15 protein-coding genes and 1 other annotated feature are annotated in these 17,864 nt (G+C 36.1%); of the genes, 7 read left to right on the top strand and 8 right to left on the bottom strand.

Going from position 1 to position 17,864, the window contains the following annotated elements; genetic code table 11:
• Positions 1-67: 67 nt before the first annotated feature.
• Positions 68-1,930 (bottom strand): GGDEF domain-containing protein, encoded by a 1,863-nt coding sequence (locus BLR36_RS03630; protein WP_093060370.1) that lies wholly within the window; start codon positions 1,928-1,930, stop codon positions 68-70.
• Positions 1,931-2,291: 361 nt separating this feature from the next.
• Here BLR36_RS03630 and rpsD point away from each other — a divergent pair, with 361 nt between their 5' ends.
• Positions 2,292-2,894: a 30S ribosomal protein S4 gene (gene rpsD, locus BLR36_RS03625; protein ID WP_093060369.1), complete on the top strand. Its 603-nt coding sequence runs from the start codon at positions 2,292-2,294 to the stop codon at positions 2,892-2,894.
• 106 nt (positions 2,895-3,000) lie between these two features.
• Here rpsD and uvsE read toward each other — a convergent pair whose 3' ends face one another.
• Both uvsE and BLR36_RS03615 read right to left on the bottom strand, forming a co-directional pair.
• The gene (gene uvsE / locus BLR36_RS03620) at positions 3,001-3,966 is read right to left on the bottom strand and encodes a UV DNA damage repair endonuclease UvsE (RefSeq protein ID WP_093060368.1); all 966 of its coding nucleotides are present in this window, start codon (positions 3,964-3,966) and stop codon (positions 3,001-3,003) included.
• Between the two features lie 316 nt (positions 3,967-4,282).
• Positions 4,283-4,531, bottom strand: a complete 249-nt coding sequence (locus BLR36_RS03615; RefSeq protein ID WP_093060367.1) for a hypothetical protein — start codon at positions 4,529-4,531, stop codon at positions 4,283-4,285.
• Between the two features lie 196 nt (positions 4,532-4,727).
• Here BLR36_RS03615 and BLR36_RS18705 point away from each other — a divergent pair, with 196 nt between their 5' ends.
• The gene (locus tag BLR36_RS18705) at positions 4,728-4,892 is read left to right on the top strand and encodes a hypothetical protein (RefSeq protein WP_175453957.1); all 165 of its coding nucleotides are present in this window, start codon (positions 4,728-4,730) and stop codon (positions 4,890-4,892) included.
• Positions 4,893-4,962: 70 nt separating this feature from the next.
• Here BLR36_RS18705 and tyrS read toward each other — a convergent pair whose 3' ends face one another.
• Positions 4,963-6,225, bottom strand: coding sequence for a tyrosine--tRNA ligase (tyrS, locus tag BLR36_RS03610; protein ID WP_093060366.1), 1,263 nt, complete (start codon positions 6,223-6,225; stop codon positions 4,963-4,965).
• A gap of 48 nt (positions 6,226-6,273) precedes the next feature.
• Positions 6,274-6,470 (bottom strand) — a binding site (T-box leader).
• Positions 6,471-6,570: 100 nt separating this feature from the next.
• Between tyrS and BLR36_RS03605 the strand changes: the two genes are divergently transcribed.
• A complete protein-coding gene (locus BLR36_RS03605) occupies positions 6,571-9,504 on the top strand; it encodes a transglycosylase domain-containing protein (RefSeq protein ID WP_093060365.1) in 2,934 nt (977 codons plus the stop codon).
• A gap of 164 nt (positions 9,505-9,668) precedes the next feature.
• The gene (locus BLR36_RS03600; protein WP_093060364.1) at positions 9,669-10,046 is read left to right on the top strand and encodes an SET domain-containing protein; all 378 of its coding nucleotides are present in this window, start codon (positions 9,669-9,671) and stop codon (positions 10,044-10,046) included.
• A 64-nt stretch (positions 10,047-10,110) separates the two neighbouring features.
• Here BLR36_RS03600 and BLR36_RS03595 read toward each other — a convergent pair whose 3' ends face one another.
• Positions 10,111-10,989 (bottom strand): aminoglycoside phosphotransferase family protein, encoded by an 879-nt coding sequence (locus tag BLR36_RS03595; RefSeq protein ID WP_093060363.1) that lies wholly within the window; start codon positions 10,987-10,989, stop codon positions 10,111-10,113.
• Positions 10,990-11,127: 138 nt separating this feature from the next.
• Entirely contained in the window at positions 11,128-12,846 is a 1,719-nt protein-coding gene (gene acsA / locus BLR36_RS03590) for an acetate--CoA ligase (protein ID WP_093060362.1), read from the bottom strand.
• 173 nt (positions 12,847-13,019) lie between these two features.
• On the opposite strand from acsA, the gene BLR36_RS03585 reads away from it, so the two are divergent.
• The 3 genes from BLR36_RS03585 to BLR36_RS03575 are packed head-to-tail and all read left to right on the top strand — an operon-like array spanning position 13,020 to position 15,505.
• Positions 13,020-13,652, top strand: coding sequence for a GNAT family N-acetyltransferase (locus tag BLR36_RS03585; protein WP_093060361.1), 633 nt, complete (start codon positions 13,020-13,022; stop codon positions 13,650-13,652).
• Between the two features lie 36 nt (positions 13,653-13,688).
• Positions 13,689-14,336 carry an acetoin utilization AcuB family protein gene (locus BLR36_RS03580; RefSeq protein WP_093060360.1) on the top strand — a complete coding sequence of 216 codons (648 nt, stop codon included), beginning with the start codon at positions 13,689-13,691 and terminating at the stop codon, positions 14,334-14,336.
• On the top strand, positions 14,333-15,505 hold the full coding sequence (locus BLR36_RS03575) for an acetoin utilization protein AcuC (RefSeq protein ID WP_093060359.1): 1,173 nt from the start codon (positions 14,333-14,335) through the stop codon (positions 15,503-15,505). Before BLR36_RS03580 ends, BLR36_RS03575 begins: the two co-directional genes overlap by 4 nt.
• Positions 15,506-15,532: 27 nt before the next feature.
• Here BLR36_RS03575 and ccpA read toward each other — a convergent pair whose 3' ends face one another.
• Together ccpA and BLR36_RS03565 are read right to left on the bottom strand one after the other, a co-directional pair.
• Complete coding sequence (gene ccpA / locus BLR36_RS03570; protein ID WP_093060780.1) at positions 15,533-16,531, bottom strand: catabolite control protein A; 999 nt, start codon at positions 16,529-16,531, stop codon at positions 15,533-15,535.
• Between the two features lie 134 nt (positions 16,532-16,665).
• Complete coding sequence (locus BLR36_RS03565; RefSeq protein WP_093060358.1) at positions 16,666-17,751, bottom strand: bifunctional 3-deoxy-7-phosphoheptulonate synthase/chorismate mutase; 1,086 nt, start codon at positions 17,749-17,751, stop codon at positions 16,666-16,668.
• Between the last annotated feature and the right edge of the window lie 113 nt (positions 17,752-17,864).

The following is a 17,864-nucleotide window of genomic DNA, read 5'->3' as shown; positions in this document are numbered from 1 at the left end:
TACTCCCCCTTTTGTAAACGCTTACATATATTGTACATCGAATTCTTACAAAAGAAAAGACACCTCCTCAGCAAGAGTGAGATGCCTTATAAACGCAAAGTTTGTTTTTACCACTATTTTTCGCTTTATACAAAACAGTATCTGCATAATGAAAGAGATTGTTAAAACTTAAATCCTCCTGTCGACGCCAGCTTGATATACCCATTGAAACGGTTACAGATGGATTTGTATTTTGTGGAATGGCTTTTAACAACTGTGTACCCATTTCTATGCCTTGTTCTAATGACATATTTGAAAAGTATAAAGCAAGCTCCTCGCCGCCCCACCTCGCACTAATTCCTTTGTTTTCAATCATTCCCTGTATAACCCTTGCTATTTGTATTAAAATTTCGTCACCTATCTGATGACCATACGTATCATTTATTCGTTTAAAGTTATCGATATCCATAAGTATAAAGACACCTTGGTCGTCCATCTTCATCGCCTTTTCAACAAATCTATCTAAATAATTCCGTGCAAATAGATTTGTTAAGTGATCTCGATCTACCATTTTTTGAAGCTTATTTCTTAAAGTTGAGTTGCTAATAGCTAAAGATGAATGCTGTATCAAGGACTGCATAAGTTTGTAATTGTCAAAAGAGAAAAAATAGGGTTCTTTGTGCATAATGAGACTAAAACCAGTAATATTGCTCTGTTCCTTTAAAGGGATAGCCATTATCGAACGGTATTCGTATTTCAAATCCGTTAAACGATTGAAGTCGGCAATAAATAAAGAATCCTTCTCCGTTTTAAAATGATTTGAAACGTATTGAATATATAGCTGTCCATCCATCGTATGGAATAACTCTGTACTTGCAGGAGAAATTTTATATTCATCCTTTTCGATAAATACAAAGCCAACATGCTCTGGTTGGAAAAACTTTACGAGCTGGTCTCTTAAAAAGTTAACCATCTCATCCAACGACAAATTCATATTTAACTTGTGCGAGGTTTCATTGATCAATTGTAAATCGGAAACTAGTCGATGCGACTGAATATATAACTTAGCATTTTCTAATGCATTACCAGCTGCTGCAGCGAGTAAAACTGCAAAATCTTTTTGCCTAATAGAAAATAAATAATCTAGCGGTGCAGAAATTTGGAGAATTCCGTAAATCCCTTGTTTTCCTACGATTGGAATGTTCAACAAGCGAACACCTAAGTCTTGTGCTAACTCAGTTGTTAATTCACCCGAAACATAGGCCTCAACTGTAGCATTTCTTTCCGTTGTATAATCGAATAATTTATATGGAACAGATGTTTTACGATCCTGGTCATTCGAAAGGATAAGTTTAGACTTGAAATTAGGAAAAGCTTTTTGAACGGAGTGTAACGTTCCTTCTAAAATTTGACCGATATCTAATGTCGAATTAAACATTTTTGTTACATTAAACAAATTTCGATATTGGTTCTCCTGCTGTGTTAAATAAACAGATTTCCTAATAGTTTTAACTAATTTAGTAATTGTTTTCAAAAATTCATTTAGTTGAGGTGTTTGTGAAAATTCTTTCCATTTTTCTGTAGATTCCATTAGTATTAAACCTAATGGCTGTAATTCTGTATCTCTTAATAATAATGCAACCTCTAGGTCAGAAGAACCCTCAACTTGAAGAGTTTGTACATCTACATAATCCTTGTCATAGAAAAACTTTTCAATCTCTGACCATTTAACAGCATTAAGCTTTTTTGTAAATGAATGATTCCAAGAAAGCTGTAAAAAAGTATCCGCATCGTATATGAAATACTTTGCTTTTTGTATCTCAAAAAAATCATCTAAAATGTTTTGAAATTCTTCAAACCATTTAATACTTGATTCATGTGTAAATACGCTATCGTTCCAAATATCTAGAATTTTACTTTTAAGACGGATCAACTTATCTTCGCTATCCATTACTTCACCTCTTTAGGTTTCCAAGAGCATCTATGATACTTTTATCACAGTTACGTATAATTCAATTTAACTATATTTTATCCTATTTATATATTCCCTGTCTATCGTATTTTACAATTTTTATGAAGTAGAATATAATTTGACTTTTAATACATATAGAGATACAATGGACTTTGTGTAAAATAAATGCAGCAGTTGTATGGCCTAGATTGCTCATTTTGTTCCTCTATAACATAGATGGTGTATCCCGTAACCCTCGGCTGCTAGGGCGATGATACATGAAAACAAAATGTCTGCTAGTCTGAATACATCTGGTCTTATTTTACAACAAAATAAAACCAACATAGAGGAGGAGACATACATGTCTCGTTATACAGGTCCATCATGGAAATTATCACGTCGTCTTGGTATTTCACTAAGCGGTACTGGTAAAGAATTAGAAAAACGCCCTTACGCACCAGGACAACACGGTCCTAACCAACGTAAAAAATTAACTGAGTACGGTTTACAATTACAAGAAAAACAAAAACTTCGTCACACTTACGGTGTAAACGAACGTCAATTCCGTACACTATTTGACAAAGCTGGTAAAATGCAAGGTAAACATGGTGAAAACTTCATGATTCTTCTTGAAACTCGCCTTGATAACATTGTATACCGTTTAGGTCTTGCTCGTACACGTCGTGGAGCACGTCAATTAGTAAACCACGGTCACGTATTAGTTGATGGTAAACGTGTGGATATTCCTTCATTCCGTTTAAAAGCAGGTCAAGAAATTTCTCTTCGTGAAAAATCTCAAAACCTTGATGTAGTAAACGAATCTATCGAAGTTAATAACTTCGTACCAGAATACTTATCTTTTGACGCAGACAACAAAGTAGGTACTTTCGTTCGTAATCCAGAACGTGGAGAATTATCTGCTGAAATCAACGAAGCTCTAATCGTTGAGTTCTACTCTCGTTAATTTATTTGCTCTGCAAAGAGTGATATTAAAAGCCTTCGAAACCTTTGTAATACAGGTTTTCGAAGGCTTTTTTATTTAATTGAGTAAAGACGATAGCTTTACGTGATCACTTTAGATAAAAGGATGATCCATCAATCATTTCAATATCTCCTCTATTTTTAATCTCTTTAATTAAAGTGAATAGAGCTTCATCCTTCCATTTGGCTTCAATCATACAATCGATTTGTGGGACTGATCCTTTAATCTCTTTTAAAAATCTAAAAAACATGTCCACGTCCACAGTGTCTGCATGATGACGGAATTCAGCCTCATTTTTTGGACTAGAGATATGCATTTTAATTGGAAGGGGTGAGTCCTTCCATGTTGCCACTACGCATTCCCATTTATCTACCCAATTTTCATTCCGATGATGTACAAGATGATGATGATAATCAAATACAAGCGGAATTCCTAATTTTCCACATAAATAAAGAGTATCATCAAGTGTAAATGAGGTATCGTCATTTTCGAGAATGATCATCTTTTGAATGTATTTTGGAACACCAATCCAGTTATTAACAAAACGCTCCAATGATTTTTCTGTATCTTTATAACTGCCACCGATATGTAGCACACAGCGATGAGTAGGATCAATTTTCATTTCATTTAATAGCGAATAATGCATAATTAAGGTTTTTAATGAATTTTTCCATACTTCTAATTTAGAGGTATTCAGAACAACAAAATGGTCTGCATGAAAATCAATTCTCATGTTATGCTTTTTCGTAAACTCCCCTATTTCTTGCAGCTTCTCTTTTAACGGTTTCATATAATCCCATTCTGAAAGTTCTAAGTGGTTTGCTAAAGGAATCAGTCGAGAGCTTAAACGATAAAAGTAAATTTCACTAAAGACATTATGTTTAAGCAACCTGTGTGTATTTTCTAAATTAGCCATTGCAATTCGTTCTAATTTGGAGATTGCTGCTTCACGATCCCTGTATTTTTGAAATTGAGTGAAGGTCATTGTTTTAGATGGGGAAGCATTTTTAAGTTCCATACTCATCGCAACATAGCCTAGTCGTACAATCGTCATTTTACCACCTCATCTATTAGTATGGAGAAAACATGATGGTAGTAGACAATATTGTAAAAGTAATTTTTTATGGAAGAATTGATTATAAAAAAAAGTTTATTCTTTATAAACTATTTGTGAATCAAGCAGTTTCTTGGTCAACTACCTGTTGTATCTTCATAAGGCTTCAAGCGCATCAGTCACTCAATTATTAAATCTTTATATAACAAAAACACTTCCAAGTTGTTTTGAAGTAATTTACTCCTCTTACAACTTAAAAGTGTTTTGGCAGACTTTTTTCAATTGTTTAATTCCAAAATTAGCTTTCAATTCACTCTTAGTTTTTTTTCATATTCTCAATTAAATCCAACAATCTTTGTTTCGTACTATCGCCCTCTTCTTCGAGCATTTTAAAATTGTAACCGGATTTATCAGGGTTGATTTCTACCTCTAATAAATCTCCCTCTTTTGCATGTACTGTAAATTTATCCTTTAAAATGACCAGTTTGTTTGCTTTATTATCTTTTTCAAATAAAACTACAAAAAAATCATCAAAATGACTTAATACATATTTCTTTGCACTCACTCGTACGTCCCCTCGATCCAATAATAAAAGTTATGTTTTAAATCCAAACTTTTGTCCCAATTTTTATTTTACCTTATTTTATGCTCTTTTTTAACTAGTAAAGTTTAATTTTTTTTATTTCCTTAATAAATTTGTGACTATTTAAACATAATTGGTGAACACTAACAAAGAAATTTATAAAATAGGAGGGTTTTGTATGAAAAAGGATAAATCATTTAATACATTGAATAAAAAGAAAAAAGACAACGTAACAGGCGATAGTTATTTGGAATATCAAAAGTTAAACGAGCATCAAAAGAAACAGCTCCAGGTAAAGGATGGGCAGAATAATCACCACATAGATGAGCGTGGTGGTTTTTAGTCTTTCACTTTGTTCCGAACAAAAGGTAAAAAAGCTACTTCCCATACAGTATAGGGAAGTAGCTTTTATCTTATACAAACTTAATCATTTTATAATTTTTCTTGCCTCTTCGTACAATCATAAACTCATCTTCTAAACGGTCTGCTCCACTTACAACGTACGCAACATCTGTCACTTTTTCTCCATTAATCGAAATAGCACCATTTGCTACATCTTCACGGGCTTGGCGTTTTGAAGGCGACACTGTGGCTTCCACGATGAAGTCTACGATCGTTTTTTCTTCTTTCGCCATTTCAACAGATGGTACATCTTTAAAAGCATCTTTCATTTCCGTTGCAGTCAATGCTTTCAAATTCCCGCTAAATAATGCTTGGGAAATTCGAATTGCTTGATCTAAAGCGTCTTGGCCGTGGATTAGACGTGTCATTTCTTCTGCTAATGTAATTTGAGCTTTTCTTAAATGTGGCTCATTTTCAACAGTTACCTCTAAAGCTTCAATTTCTGCTCGCTCTAGGAATGTGAAGATTTTCAAATACTTAATAACATCTGAGTCCGCTGTATTAATCCAGAATTGGTAAAATTCATATGGAGAGGTCTTCTTTGCATCCAACCATACAGAACCAGAGGCAGACTTACCGAATTTAGTTCCATCTGATTTAGTAACCAATGGAATGGTAATACCGTAAGCTTTCGCATTCTCATCATGTGTTTTGCGAATCATCTCTAAACCAGTCGTAATATTCCCCCACTGATCCGATCCACCTACTTGAACGCGACATCCAAAGTGATCATATAAATGATTAAAATCAATTCCCTGTATAAGGGTATACGTAAATTCAGTGAAAGAGAGACCTGTGTCTAAGCGAGAAGCAATAGAATCTTTACCGAGCATGTAATTAATATTAATTAATTTTCCAAAATCGCGTAAGAATTCAATAACATTCATGGAGCCAATCCACTCTTGGTTATTAACCATTTGTGCACCGTTTTCGGATTCAAAATCAAAAATTTGCTCCATTTGTTTTTTAATACCCTGAACATTTAAATCGATCTGTTCTGTCGTTTGTAATTGACGCTCCTCTGAACGACCAGAAGGATCTCCAATCATTCCTGTTGCACCACCAACTAAAAGAATTGGTCTATGCCCATGCATTTGGAAACGTCTCAATGTTAGCAATGGTACGATATGTCCAATATGCATACTATCTGCAGTCGGATCCACCCCACAGTACAATGAGATTTTTTCCTTCCCTAGAAGCTGCTCCATACCTTCAGCATCTGTTTGTTGGTATAACAGACCTCTCCAAGCTAAATCATCTAATAAGTTCGTCATTATAATTCCCTCCTTAAAATAAAAAAGTCCCCACATGATATAAAATCATGCAGGGACGCTTAATCAAATAGCGCGGTACCACCCAGCTTGAAGGATTTACTCCCTCCGCTTCAATCACCGTATCGTTGTGAGTACGTTTAACTCCAAGCCTGTAATTCATTTTTATACACTGACTAACTCCCACCAACCGTTAGCTCTCTTGACAGTATGCATAAATACTACTTCGGACTTTTCTCCGTTAAAATATATACCTATTTTACCTAATATACGTTGTATGTCAATAACTATTCTCTAACAATATGCGCTTATGGTATAATAGTTCAAGATTTAGGGGGCGAGAACTGAATGAAAAAACTGCTTGAAAAAATACAGATATATAGAGACAAATTTGCAGAGTGGGAATCTACAAAGTGGGCAAAGGGCGTTAGAATATCCTCTAGTGTTATTTGGAATTTAAGTCTACTTCTCATTGTGGGACTTCTTACTTTGGGAGTATTTGGTCTAACTGTCGGCGCAGGTTATTTTGCTTCATTAGTTAAAGAAGAACCACTTCGTGATAAGGAAGAAATGCGAAGTGATATATTTAATTATGAAGAAACATCCGAAATTTATTTTGCAGGGGACATTTATTTAGGTAAATTACGGACTGATCTAGAAAGAACGGAAACAAAATTATCAGAGGTTTCTCCTTTTGTCATCGATGCGGTGTTGGCAACTGAGGATGAATATTTTGAAGTCCATAAAGGAATTGTTCCGAAGGCATTATTCCGCGGATTACTTCAAGATGTATCAAATTCAGATACACAAACAGGTGGTTCAACTTTAACGCAACAATTGATCAAAAACCAAATTTTAACCAACGAAGTATCTTACGAGCGTAAAGCTAAAGAGATACTATTAGCTATGCGTTTAGAGCACTTTATGAACAAAGAAGAAATACTTGAAGCATATTTAAATATAATTCCCTATGGTCGAAACTCTAATGGGAGAAATATTGCAGGAATAGAAACAGCAGCAAACGGAATATTTAATGTTAAAGCAAAAGATCTCTCTTTACCGCAAGCTGCCTACATTGCAGGTATTCCACAAGCTCCATTTGCCTATACACCATTTAGACAAGGTGGCACTATCAAAGAAGGCGAAGCTCTTCAGCTTGGTATTGAGCGGATGAAAACTGTTTTATTCCGGATGAATGAAACCGGTTATATTACAGATGAAGAATACAATAATGCAGTAAAATATGATATTACAAAAGATTTTAGACAGCCAGAGATTCTTCCTGAAGAGAAATATCCTTGGTTAACATACGAAATTGAAAATAGAGTGAAAGCTATTTTAAGAGATAAGTTTGCTGAGGCAGACTCTATTGATCCTGATAGATTAGATAACGAGAAAAAACTTTATGAAAAATACGATATTTTAGCACAGCGTTCCATAAGTACAGATGGTTATCGCATTCATACAACGATTAATAAAGACATGTATGAGACTATGTTAAAAGTAAGAGATGAATTTGAGTACTATGGTCATACTTTCCAGAAAGAAGTAAAAGATGAGGATTCAGGAGAAATAGTTTTAAAAGATTTCCCTGTTCAAGTTAGTGGAATGTTGATAGAGAATGGAACAGGTAAAATACTTTCCTTCTTAGGCGGACGAGATCATACGATTGAGGCTCAAAATAATGCTACTCAAGGGGTCCGGCCGATAGGCTCTACGATTAAACCTTTGCTTGTTTATGCTCCAGCGATTGAATATGGCGTAATTGGTGCTGGTAGTCCTGTAGTCGATCTGAAGTTAGAAAATTTGGGTAGTACTACTTGGGCAAAATCACCATCTAACTATACTACTGAACAAGAGTTAGGTATTATTTCTGCTCGTGATGCTTTAACCACATCTCAAAACTTATCCACTATCCGACTTTATGATTTGATAATGGATCGTAAGCCTACTGATTTCTTAAAGAAAATGGGATTTGAACATATTGAAGAAGGTGAATATGCCAATCATGCCCTTTCCATTGGGGGAATGACAAATGGTGCAACTCTTGAAGAAAACACCAATGCATTTGGTACATTTGCTAATAGTGGTCAGTTTATCGATGCGTATATGATTGAAAAAATTGAAGACGTAGACGGCAATGTTATCTATCAGCATGAGGTGGAAGCTGTACCCGTATTCAGTGCCGCTACTTCCTATATCATTACCGATATGTTACGAGATGTAATGACTAGAGGAACTGCAAAATTAGCAAACTCTAGATTAAAATTCCAATCTGACTTTGGTGCAAAAACGGGGACAACACAAAATCATAATGACTCGTGGCTAGTAGGCTATAATCCAAATGTTTCTTTAGGAGTTTGGTTGGGTTATGGAGATGATACACAAACATTGTATTATATGAATAATCGTTATAATCACCCTAGCGTTCGTATTAATATGCTCTGGTCTAATATGATGAATGCAATGTATGATGTGAATCCTGAATTAGTCGATGCACCTAATAATTTTAAAGCTCCTGAAGGAGTAGTTACTCGATCCTTCTGTGGTATTTCAGGACTAGCAGTTTCTGATGCATGTTCTCAAGCCGGTTTAGTGAAATCTGATTTATTTAACGCGGCTGTTTTATTACCAACTGCCAAAGATGATAGTTTAATCTCTTCTTCATACGTTGAGATAAATGGAAATAGATATCGTGCGCTAGATACGACTCCGCGTGAATTTGTTGTAAGTGGTGGTTATGGCGTAAACGAAGCCTTTATCAAGCGTATGCTTGGAAAATTTGGAGGTAACGCTTCGAAACTCTTCCCTGCAAAATCGGCTTTTGGAGGAAATGTAGTTTCGGAGGAAGTATTTAATGCTGACGGAAGCCCACCAGCTGCTGTCACAGCTTCCATTTCAAACGGCACGATAACTTGGGCTAATTCTACTTCAGGAGATGTTGTAGGGTATCGAGTATATGAAGTAGGAAATGGACAAAGGGCTCTCCTCTCTTCTATGAAAGAGGCTGCAGGAAATAGATTTTCAATAAATAGACCAGGTCAATTTATCGTGGTTGCTGTGGATATCACTGGTTTAGAATCTGGTTCTTCTAATATAGTGTCTATAGAAGCAGCGAAACCACCGGAACCTGTAGTTCCACCAAAAACACCGGAAGATGATAAGGAGGAGCCAGTTGTACCTCCTGTTGTAGTAGAACCAGTTACTCCACCTGGTGAGGAAAAACCTGTTACCCCTCCTGTAGAGACAGAACCAACTCCTCCTGGTGAAGGTGGAGAATAATTAGATAAAATTAAACATAAAAAGAGCCCAAATTCGGGCTCTTTTTTTATTAAAAATGGAGACGCCAAATTGGACAATTTTTCTCACTCCAAAATAAAGGAGCATAATGTTCAAATTAATGTTACAGTTAGAAAGAATATTTTAAAAGTGAGAGGCGAATAAACATGATCGAGGTAAAAACATCTCCAGTAAGTGATGGAGAATTCAATAGAGGAGTATTTGCTACATGTGACATCAAAAAAGGGCAGCTTTTCCATGAAGCACCTGTCATTTCGTATCCAAACGAACAGCATCAGTACATTGAGCAAACCCTACTAGCTGATTACGCTTTTGAGTATGGGATAAATCACTCAGCTATTCTCCTTGGTTATGGAATGTTGTTTAATCATTCTTATGAACCGAATGCAATATATGAGATTAATTTTAAAAATCACACATTTGATTTCTTTGCTTATAAAAATATAAAAGCAGGAGATGAAATACTAATCAATTATAATGGTGATATTGATAACAAAGATAAACTGTGGTTTGATGAGGAATAAAGAAGACATGGAGGCGATTCTTGACGAGTCGCCTTCTTTTCTTTATTAGAAATCGAAAGTTGAATTAATGTTCATTCATCAGAATAGATTTTAAGATAACATAATTCTCATCAAAAAATTGCTGATGCTTTTCGATGCCACGTCTTTTACACCACCCTAATGAATTAAATGCATCCGTAAAACGATAAAATGGCAATACGCCTTCTAAATCTATTAATGGCCGAATAGATTGATATCCCTGTTGGTAAGCTTCTAATGTCCCTGGGTTTTTCATAAATATATCACGGTTAATTTTTGTGAAATCCATTTCCGTCGCACCAAAGCGAGCACTTTCAAAATCTATAATTCCAGAAACTTGATTTTCATGGATTATAATATTTGCCGGACGAAAATCCATATGTATAAAGCTCGGTCCATCTGGGTTAGGAAGAAATTTGCGACGCTCTTCAAATAGCTCTATCGATTGCCTTAATAAATCCTCTGGTATTACTTCTTTGACATCTTCTGCAAAACCATAAAAATGTGCTTCAGTAAATGTTGACCATTGTTCATATACATTTAAAATACCTTTATATGATTTATTTTCTTTTGGAGACACGTTATGCAACTTTGCGTGGTGAACGCCTATATCATAAGCTAATTTTTCATCAACTTTTCCAGAAACAGGCTGTCCTTTCATCTCTGAAAGCAGAAGAGCACCTGGTATCTCATCGTCCCCTTCCCAATATCCCACTAACTTAGGCACTGGTAGCTCACCGCTCAATATTTCTATCGCTTCATATTCCCGTACTAATTTGACTTTAGAATAGGGTATTTTTAGATACACTATTTTCTGATTCATTTGTTGTATTTTATATACAGTTGAGCTAAAGGAATCAGGAACATTCTTAATGGAAAGAACGTTTATTTTTAACTTTTTTATAATTTGATTTAATTGTTCCATTTAATTTCACCCCTACCTTTTTAGAATGCGTATTAACTTAAACCTCAACGACTATATTGGATAATTTTAAATACAAAAAGCACTGCGAAACGCAATGCTTTTGTATATTATTGGTGATCTTTTAATTCACTTAAACTATTAGTCTTCCATAGTCGATAAATCACCTGTTGGTAGCTTTAATTCCCACGCTTTTAGTACGCGGCGCATTATTTTACCACTTCTTGTTTTTGGAAGCTTATCCTTAAATTCAATTTCTCGTGGTGCTGCATGGGCAGCAAGTCCTTTTTTCACAAATTGTTGAATATCTGTTATTAGTTCGTCAGATGGTTCATATCCTTCATTTAATGCAACAAAGGCTTTAATTATTTCACCACGTACAGGATCCGGTTTTCCTATAACCCCGGCTTCTAAGATAGCTGGGTGCTCTAGTAATTTGCTTTCTACTTCAAATGGTCCTACGCGTTCACCGGAAGTCATGATTACATCATCTACTCGACCTTGGAACCAAAAGTATCCTTCTTCATCCATATATGCGGAGTCTCCAGAGAAATACCATTCATCATTAATGAAATATGAATCATACTTCTCTTTGTTGTTCCATACCTGACGCATCATAGATGGCCAACCCTTTTTCAGCGCTAGATTACCCATCGTATAAGGCGGTACAACGTTACCCTGGTTATCAATAATTGCTGCTTCAGTTCCAGGTAGTGGTTTACCCATGGAGCCTGGTTTAATAGGTAAGCAACCATAGTTACAGATCATTAGCGCACCAGTTTCGGTCATCCACCAAGTGTCGTGGATTCGTTTATTGAACACTTGCATACCCCATTTAATAACCTCAGGATTTAACGGTTCACCTACTGATAATACATGGCGCAATGAAGTCAAATCATGCTTCTTAACGATGGCATCTCCTGCACCCATTAGCATGCGGAATGCAGTTGGTGCACTGTACCATACTGTAACTCCATACTCTTCTATTGCATTATACCAAGTGTCTGGTGAGAATCGACCACCAAGAATAAGTGATGTCGTTCCTGTTAGCCAGGGTCCAAAGATGCCATATGCCGTCCCAGTTACCCATCCTGGATCTGCTGTACACCAATAGATATCGTCATCTCTAATATCCATTACCCATTTCATAGATTGATATTGCTGCACCATTGCATTATGAGCATGCAGGATCCCTTTCGGTTTACCTGTAGAACCAGAAGTATAATGTAAAATCAGTCCATCTTCTCTATCAACCCATTGGATTTCAAAGGCTTCTGAAGCATTATGTAAAGCTTTTTTGAAATCGATAAACTTATCAGTTTCCTCTATACTTTCACCTACTATAAACACAGTCTCTAAATTAGGTAATTTATCTAATGGAATTCTATCTAATAATTCCGGTGTTGTGACAATTGCTTTTGCTTCGCTATCTAATAAACGATCGTAAACAGCACCTTCCATAAACGCTTCAAAAAGCGGACCAACGATTAATCCCAATTTTGTAGCTCCAAGAAGTGCAAAATATAGCTCTGGTGATCTTGGCATGAATATAAACAGGCGATCCCCTTTAGACAAATTTGAGTGGTTCACGTATACATTTGCAGCTTTATCCGTCCACTTTTTCATCTCACCGAAAGTATAGGATTCTTTTCGTTCAGCATCTTGATAATAAAGTGCGACTTTATCCTTCTTATCGTTTTCTGCATGACGATCAATTGCTTCATACGCCATATTCACTTTTCCAGTTTTATACCATGAGAACTCTTTCTCTGCGTCTTCCCATTTAAAATTTTTTGCAGTTTCCTCATAATTACTTAACTGAAAATCCCCTTGAACTACTTGTAATGTTTCAATTTTCATCCTATTCACCCTTTCTATAACTTTACTATTCCATTCTACAATACTTCTTTGTATTTTTGCTAATCTTTATACTTTTTAGAATCTTTGATTAAAATAATAGAGGTAATCGCAATATTAAATTAAAATCATGTATAATATATACAATTACAATTATCTAAAGAGGTGGTGAATCCGTGATACATACAAAAATGTATAATGCAGAGCAGAAAGAAACTGTACATGGCACTGTCGTTATTGAAGGTCCTATTCCATCTGAAGAAATTGCGAGGCTACAATTTCACGAGGATTTAGTAGCTTTTCGCACACCAACACAGCAGCATCAAGCAATTATTGAAATTGCTAAACTGCCTGAAGGAAGAATTATCATTGTGCGAGATCAAGAAACGATTGTAGGTTATTGTACATTCTTATATCCAGACCCACTTGAAAGATGGTCACAAGGTAATATGGAAAATCTAATAGAGTTAGGGGCTATTGAGGTAATTCCAAAATTCCGTGGCACAGGAGTCGGAAAAACACTCCTTCGAGTATCCATGATGGATGATGCTATGGAGGATTATATTACGATTACAACAGAGTATTACTGGCACTGGGATTTAAAAGGGACAGGATTAAACGTATGGGAATATAGAAAAGTAATGGAGAAAATGATGCAAGCGGGTGGTCTACAGTATTTTGCAACAGACGATCCGGAGATTAGCTCTCATCCTGCCAATTGCTTAATGGCTAAGATTGGTAGCAGAGTAGACTCGGAATCGATCCAGCAGTTCGACCAACTACGTTTTATGAATCGGTTTATGTACTAATAATGACTAACTTTCTTACAAAAGGAGTTCATGCACATGCTAGTTGAACAAATTATGAATACTTCCGTACCAACTTTAACACCAGAACATACGATAAATGACGCATTGCAATTACTCAAAGAGAAAAAAATACGCCATCTACCTATTATTAATGACAAGCGACAAGTACTTGGAGTCGTGACCGATCGAGACTTAAAAGAAGCAACTCCATCCACACTACAAAATGTATCAGACCCTAAAATATATAATCGGACATTAGGAGAAATAATGACCAAAAACCCGATAACTGGTCATCCACTAGATTTCGTAGAGGAAACTGCGAGTATCTTTTATGACAATCGAATTGGTTGCTTACCAATTGTATCGCATGGAAAACTTGTAGGAATGATTACAGAGTCGGATTTACTTTACAAATTTATCGAGCTAACAGGTGTACATCAGCCAGGATCCCAAATTGAAATCCGAGTACCGAACAAACCTGGTGTACTGTTCGGAGTCTCAAAAGTCTTCCACGATCAAAAAGTAAATGTGTTAAGTGTTTTAGTGTATCCCGATAAAGATCAAAGTGATTATAAAATTTTAGTACTTAGAGTAAAGACTATAAACCCACTTAGACTTATTGAAGCTATTCGTGCAGAGGGCTACGAGGTATTATGGCCGAATCATCCGGGGTTAGGTCTATGAAAAAAGCTGTATTCGTCTTTTCCGAAGATCAGTTAGGCTATAAGTTTTCGGATACTCACCCATTCAATCAAAAACGACTCACATTGACAGTTGATCTACTAAAAGAGGTAAATGCTTTATCTTCATCGGATATTGTTTCCCCTAGAATGGCTACTGACGAGGAACTACTTCTCGTCCATGATGCAAACTATATTGAGTTAGTAAAAGAAGCAAGCAAGGAAAATGTTGATAGTACGAAATATGAAAGCTATGGTATTGGCACCGAGGATACCCCTATCTTCCCTAATATGCATGAAGCAAGTGCAAGTCTCGTAGGAGGTACTTTAACTGCAGTTGACTATGTGATGGAAGGTAAGTCATGCCATGCAGTGAATTTAGGTGGCGGGCTACATCATGGTTTTAGAGGACGTGCGTCTGGTTTTTGTGTGTACAATGACAGTTCTGTTGCTATCAAGTATATGCAGGAAAAATATAACGCCCGTGTTCTTTACATAGATACGGACGCTCATCACGGAGATGGAGTTCAATGGACTTTTTATGATGATCCAAATGTGTGTACTATTTCAATTCATGAAACAGGAAGATATCTATTCCCAGGGACTGGCGGTATTACGGAAAGAGGATCTGGCGAAGGCTATGGCACTTCCTTCAATTTCCCTATTGATGCTTTTACAGAGGATGAGTCTTTTTTAGATATTTATCGGACAAGCTTTCGAGAAATTGTGGAAGCATTTAAACCGGATGTTATTCTTAGTCAGAATGGTGCCGATGCACATTATTTTGATCCACTTACTCATTTATATGGAACGATGAAAATTTATCAAGAGATTCCGAAGCTTGCACATGAGCTAGCCCATGAATTTTGCAATGGTAAATGGATTGCTGTTGGCGGTGGTGGTTACGATATATGGCGAGTAGTACCTCGTGCATGGTCCTACGTATGGATGGAGATGAATGACTTTCCTTATCCGGAAGGCGTGTTACCACAAAGTTGGTTGGATAAATGGTCGAAAGAATCACCAATCCCTCTCATTCCTACATGGCTAGATCCTGAACCGCTGTACGAACCTATTCCACGTAAAGAAGAAATTACAGAAAAGAACAAACAAATGCTCGACAAAGCACTCTACCAACTGCGAAGTCAGCAAGCATTCAAAAAACACCAGTAACCAACATTAAATGGCTACTGGTGTTTTTTACTTAACTGATTTTCGTTCTTCAATCCAATGCGGCAGAATAACCGTATCTTCCTCGATATTTTCTTTATTCATATGTTTCGTCAGCAGTCTCATGGAAACCGCTCCAATATCATACAACGGCAAAACGACACTCGTAAGCTGAGGTCTAACCATACGAGATAGTTTGGAGTTTTCAAAGCTTATTACTTCGACATCCTCAGGTACACTTAATCCATTATCTTGTGCACCATGGATTAAACCAATAGCAATTTCATCATTACCAGCAAAAAATGCTGTTGGAGGATTCTTTAGCTCTCGCAATTGCTCCCATGCAACAAGGCCATCGTCGTATGTATTATTTACTCCAACTATGAGATCACTGTCAATTTCTATACTTGCCTCATTTAATGCTTTTTCATAACCTGATAGCTTGTATAGTCTGGTTATTGTGCTATCAATAGATCCTGATACAAAGGCAATGCGTGTGTGACCATTTTTGATAAGACGGTTAACTGCATCCACTGCCGCTTCATGATATTCAATATTTACGGATGGAAACGAATTTGTAGTTTCAACTGTGCCTGCTAATACGATTGGAACGCTTGCTCTTTTCATCTCATGCAACATTTCAGGGGAAATTTCATCACTCATCATCACTACCCCATCTACTTGCTTACTAAGGAGTGTAGACAGTAATTGAACTTCTTTATCTTCTTGCTGATCGGAGTTAGTTAATATGATATTGTAACGATACATTGTTGCAATATCTTCTATACCACGAACAAGCTCTGCATAAAATACATTCGAAATATCTGGAATGATAACGCCGACAGTTTTTGTTTTTTTACTTGCTAACCCCCGTGCAACAGCATTTGGTCGATAATCCAGACGTTCAATTACCGCTAATACTTTTTGACGTGTAGCTGGCTTCACATTCTGATTTCCATTAACAACACGTGAAACAGTTGCCATTGATACGTTTGCCTCTCGGGCAACATCGTAAATTGTAATAGTCAACATATATCCCTCCTTCACCTTTTTACATACAAAAAATTATATATATCAATAATACTTGATAACCTTCCTAACTTTCAATGAAATAGTAAAACCGACTCTAAAATAAGAGTCGGTTTTGTGAATTTTTTCACTAACTAGGCATGAATCTCATGATTTTTTAAGAATTTTTGTACAGAATCATAAAACTCATCAAATTGCTGTAAGTTCATTTGTTGTGCAGCATCCGATAAAGCTACTGCTGGATCTGGATGAACCTCTGCCATTACACCGTCAGCACCAATAGCTATTGCAGCTTTTGCAGCAGGTAGTAGAATATCACGACGACCAGTTGAATGTGTAACATCTACAAATACTGGTAAATGTGTTTCTTGTTTTAAAATTGGCACAGCCGAAATATCTAATGTGTTTCGGGTTGCACGTTCATACGTCCGAATACCGCGTTCACATAGGATAATCTGATCGTTCCCTTGTGACATAATATATTCAGCGGCATGGATGAATTCTTCTAATGTAGCTGCCATTCCTCGTTTTAAAAGGACTGGTTTATTGATAGACCCTACTGCCTTTAATAATTCAAAGTTTTGCATATTACGTGCACCAATTTGAACAACATCAATATATTCTAGAGCTTCATCTAAATGACTTGGCGTTACAATCTCAGATACCGTAGATAAGCCAAACTCTTGTGAAATTTTCTTTAATATTTTTAATCCTTCTAATCCCAATCCTTGGAAATCATAAGGGGAAGTACGTGGTTTATATGCCCCACCACGGATAAGTTTTAATCCTTTAGATTGGATAGCTGCTGCTACCTCTGCAACTTGTGTATAGGATTCAACTGAACAAGGACCAAAAACAAATGATGGTGTACCTGTTCCAATTTGTTCCCCATTAATATTAACAATCGTATTTTCAGGTTTTCTTTTACGAGAAACAAGTAATGCTTTCTTTTGATCATCCACTTGAATTTCTAAAGCGGTTTTGAAGATTTCTTTAAAGATATGCTCAACCGTTGATTGTGGAAGTGGTCCAGCGTTATTTTCTTTCAAGTGATCTAGCATATGTCTTTCGCGAAGAGGATCATATCTATTAACACCTTGTTTCTCTTTTACTTTACCAATCTCTTGAATAACACCAGTTCTTTCGTTGATTAACTGTAAAATCTCTACGTTAATCTCATCAACACGTGCGCGTAAAGCGTCTAAATCTACATGACTCATAGATAATTTCTCCTCTCTTCTTTCCACCGATACTTTATAACGACAGAAAATTGTGATACATTTTTAGATATAAGTAATATTATAATCAATGCTCGAGAAAATGTCACGCATTT

Source organism: Psychrobacillus sp. OK028, from assembly GCF_900103605.1.
GTDB lineage: Bacteria > Bacillota > Bacilli > Bacillales_A > Planococcaceae > Psychrobacillus.
Note: the sequence above shows the minus strand (reverse complement) of the source record. Positions and strands in the feature narration are given on the sequence as shown.

What these genes read in the sequence shown, in the direction of transcription:
- BLR36_RS03630 (WP_093060370.1), bottom strand. Translation starts at nt 1,930, where the DNA reads ATGGATAGCGAAGATAAGTTGATCCGTCTTAAAAGTAAAATTCTAGAT.
- rpsD (WP_093060369.1), top strand. Translation starts at nt 2,292, where the DNA reads ATGTCTCGTTATACAGGTCCATCATGGAAATTATCACGTCGTCTTGGT.
- uvsE (WP_093060368.1), bottom strand. Translation starts at nt 3,966, where the DNA reads ATGACGATTGTACGACTAGGCTATGTTGCGATGAGTATGGAACTTAAA.
- BLR36_RS18705 (WP_175453957.1), top strand. Translation starts at nt 4,728, where the DNA reads ATGAAAAAGGATAAATCATTTAATACATTGAATAAAAAGAAAAAAGAC.
- tyrS (WP_093060366.1), bottom strand. Translation starts at nt 6,225, where the DNA reads ATGACGAACTTATTAGATGATTTAGCTTGGAGAGGTCTGTTATACCAA.
- BLR36_RS03605 (WP_093060365.1), top strand. Translation starts at nt 6,571, where the DNA reads ATGAAAAAACTGCTTGAAAAAATACAGATATATAGAGACAAATTTGCA.
- BLR36_RS03600 (WP_093060364.1), top strand. Translation starts at nt 9,669, where the DNA reads ATGATCGAGGTAAAAACATCTCCAGTAAGTGATGGAGAATTCAATAGA.
- BLR36_RS03595 (WP_093060363.1), bottom strand. Translation starts at nt 10,989, where the DNA reads ATGGAACAATTAAATCAAATTATAAAAAAGTTAAAAATAAACGTTCTT.
- acsA (WP_093060362.1), bottom strand. Translation starts at nt 12,846, where the DNA reads ATGAAAATTGAAACATTACAAGTAGTTCAAGGGGATTTTCAGTTAAGT.
- BLR36_RS03580 (WP_093060360.1), top strand. Translation starts at nt 13,689, where the DNA reads ATGCTAGTTGAACAAATTATGAATACTTCCGTACCAACTTTAACACCA.
- BLR36_RS03575 (WP_093060359.1), top strand. Translation starts at nt 14,333, where the DNA reads ATGAAAAAAGCTGTATTCGTCTTTTCCGAAGATCAGTTAGGCTATAAG.
- BLR36_RS03565 (WP_093060358.1), bottom strand. Translation starts at nt 17,751, where the DNA reads ATGAGTCATGTAGATTTAGACGCTTTACGCGCACGTGTTGATGAGATT.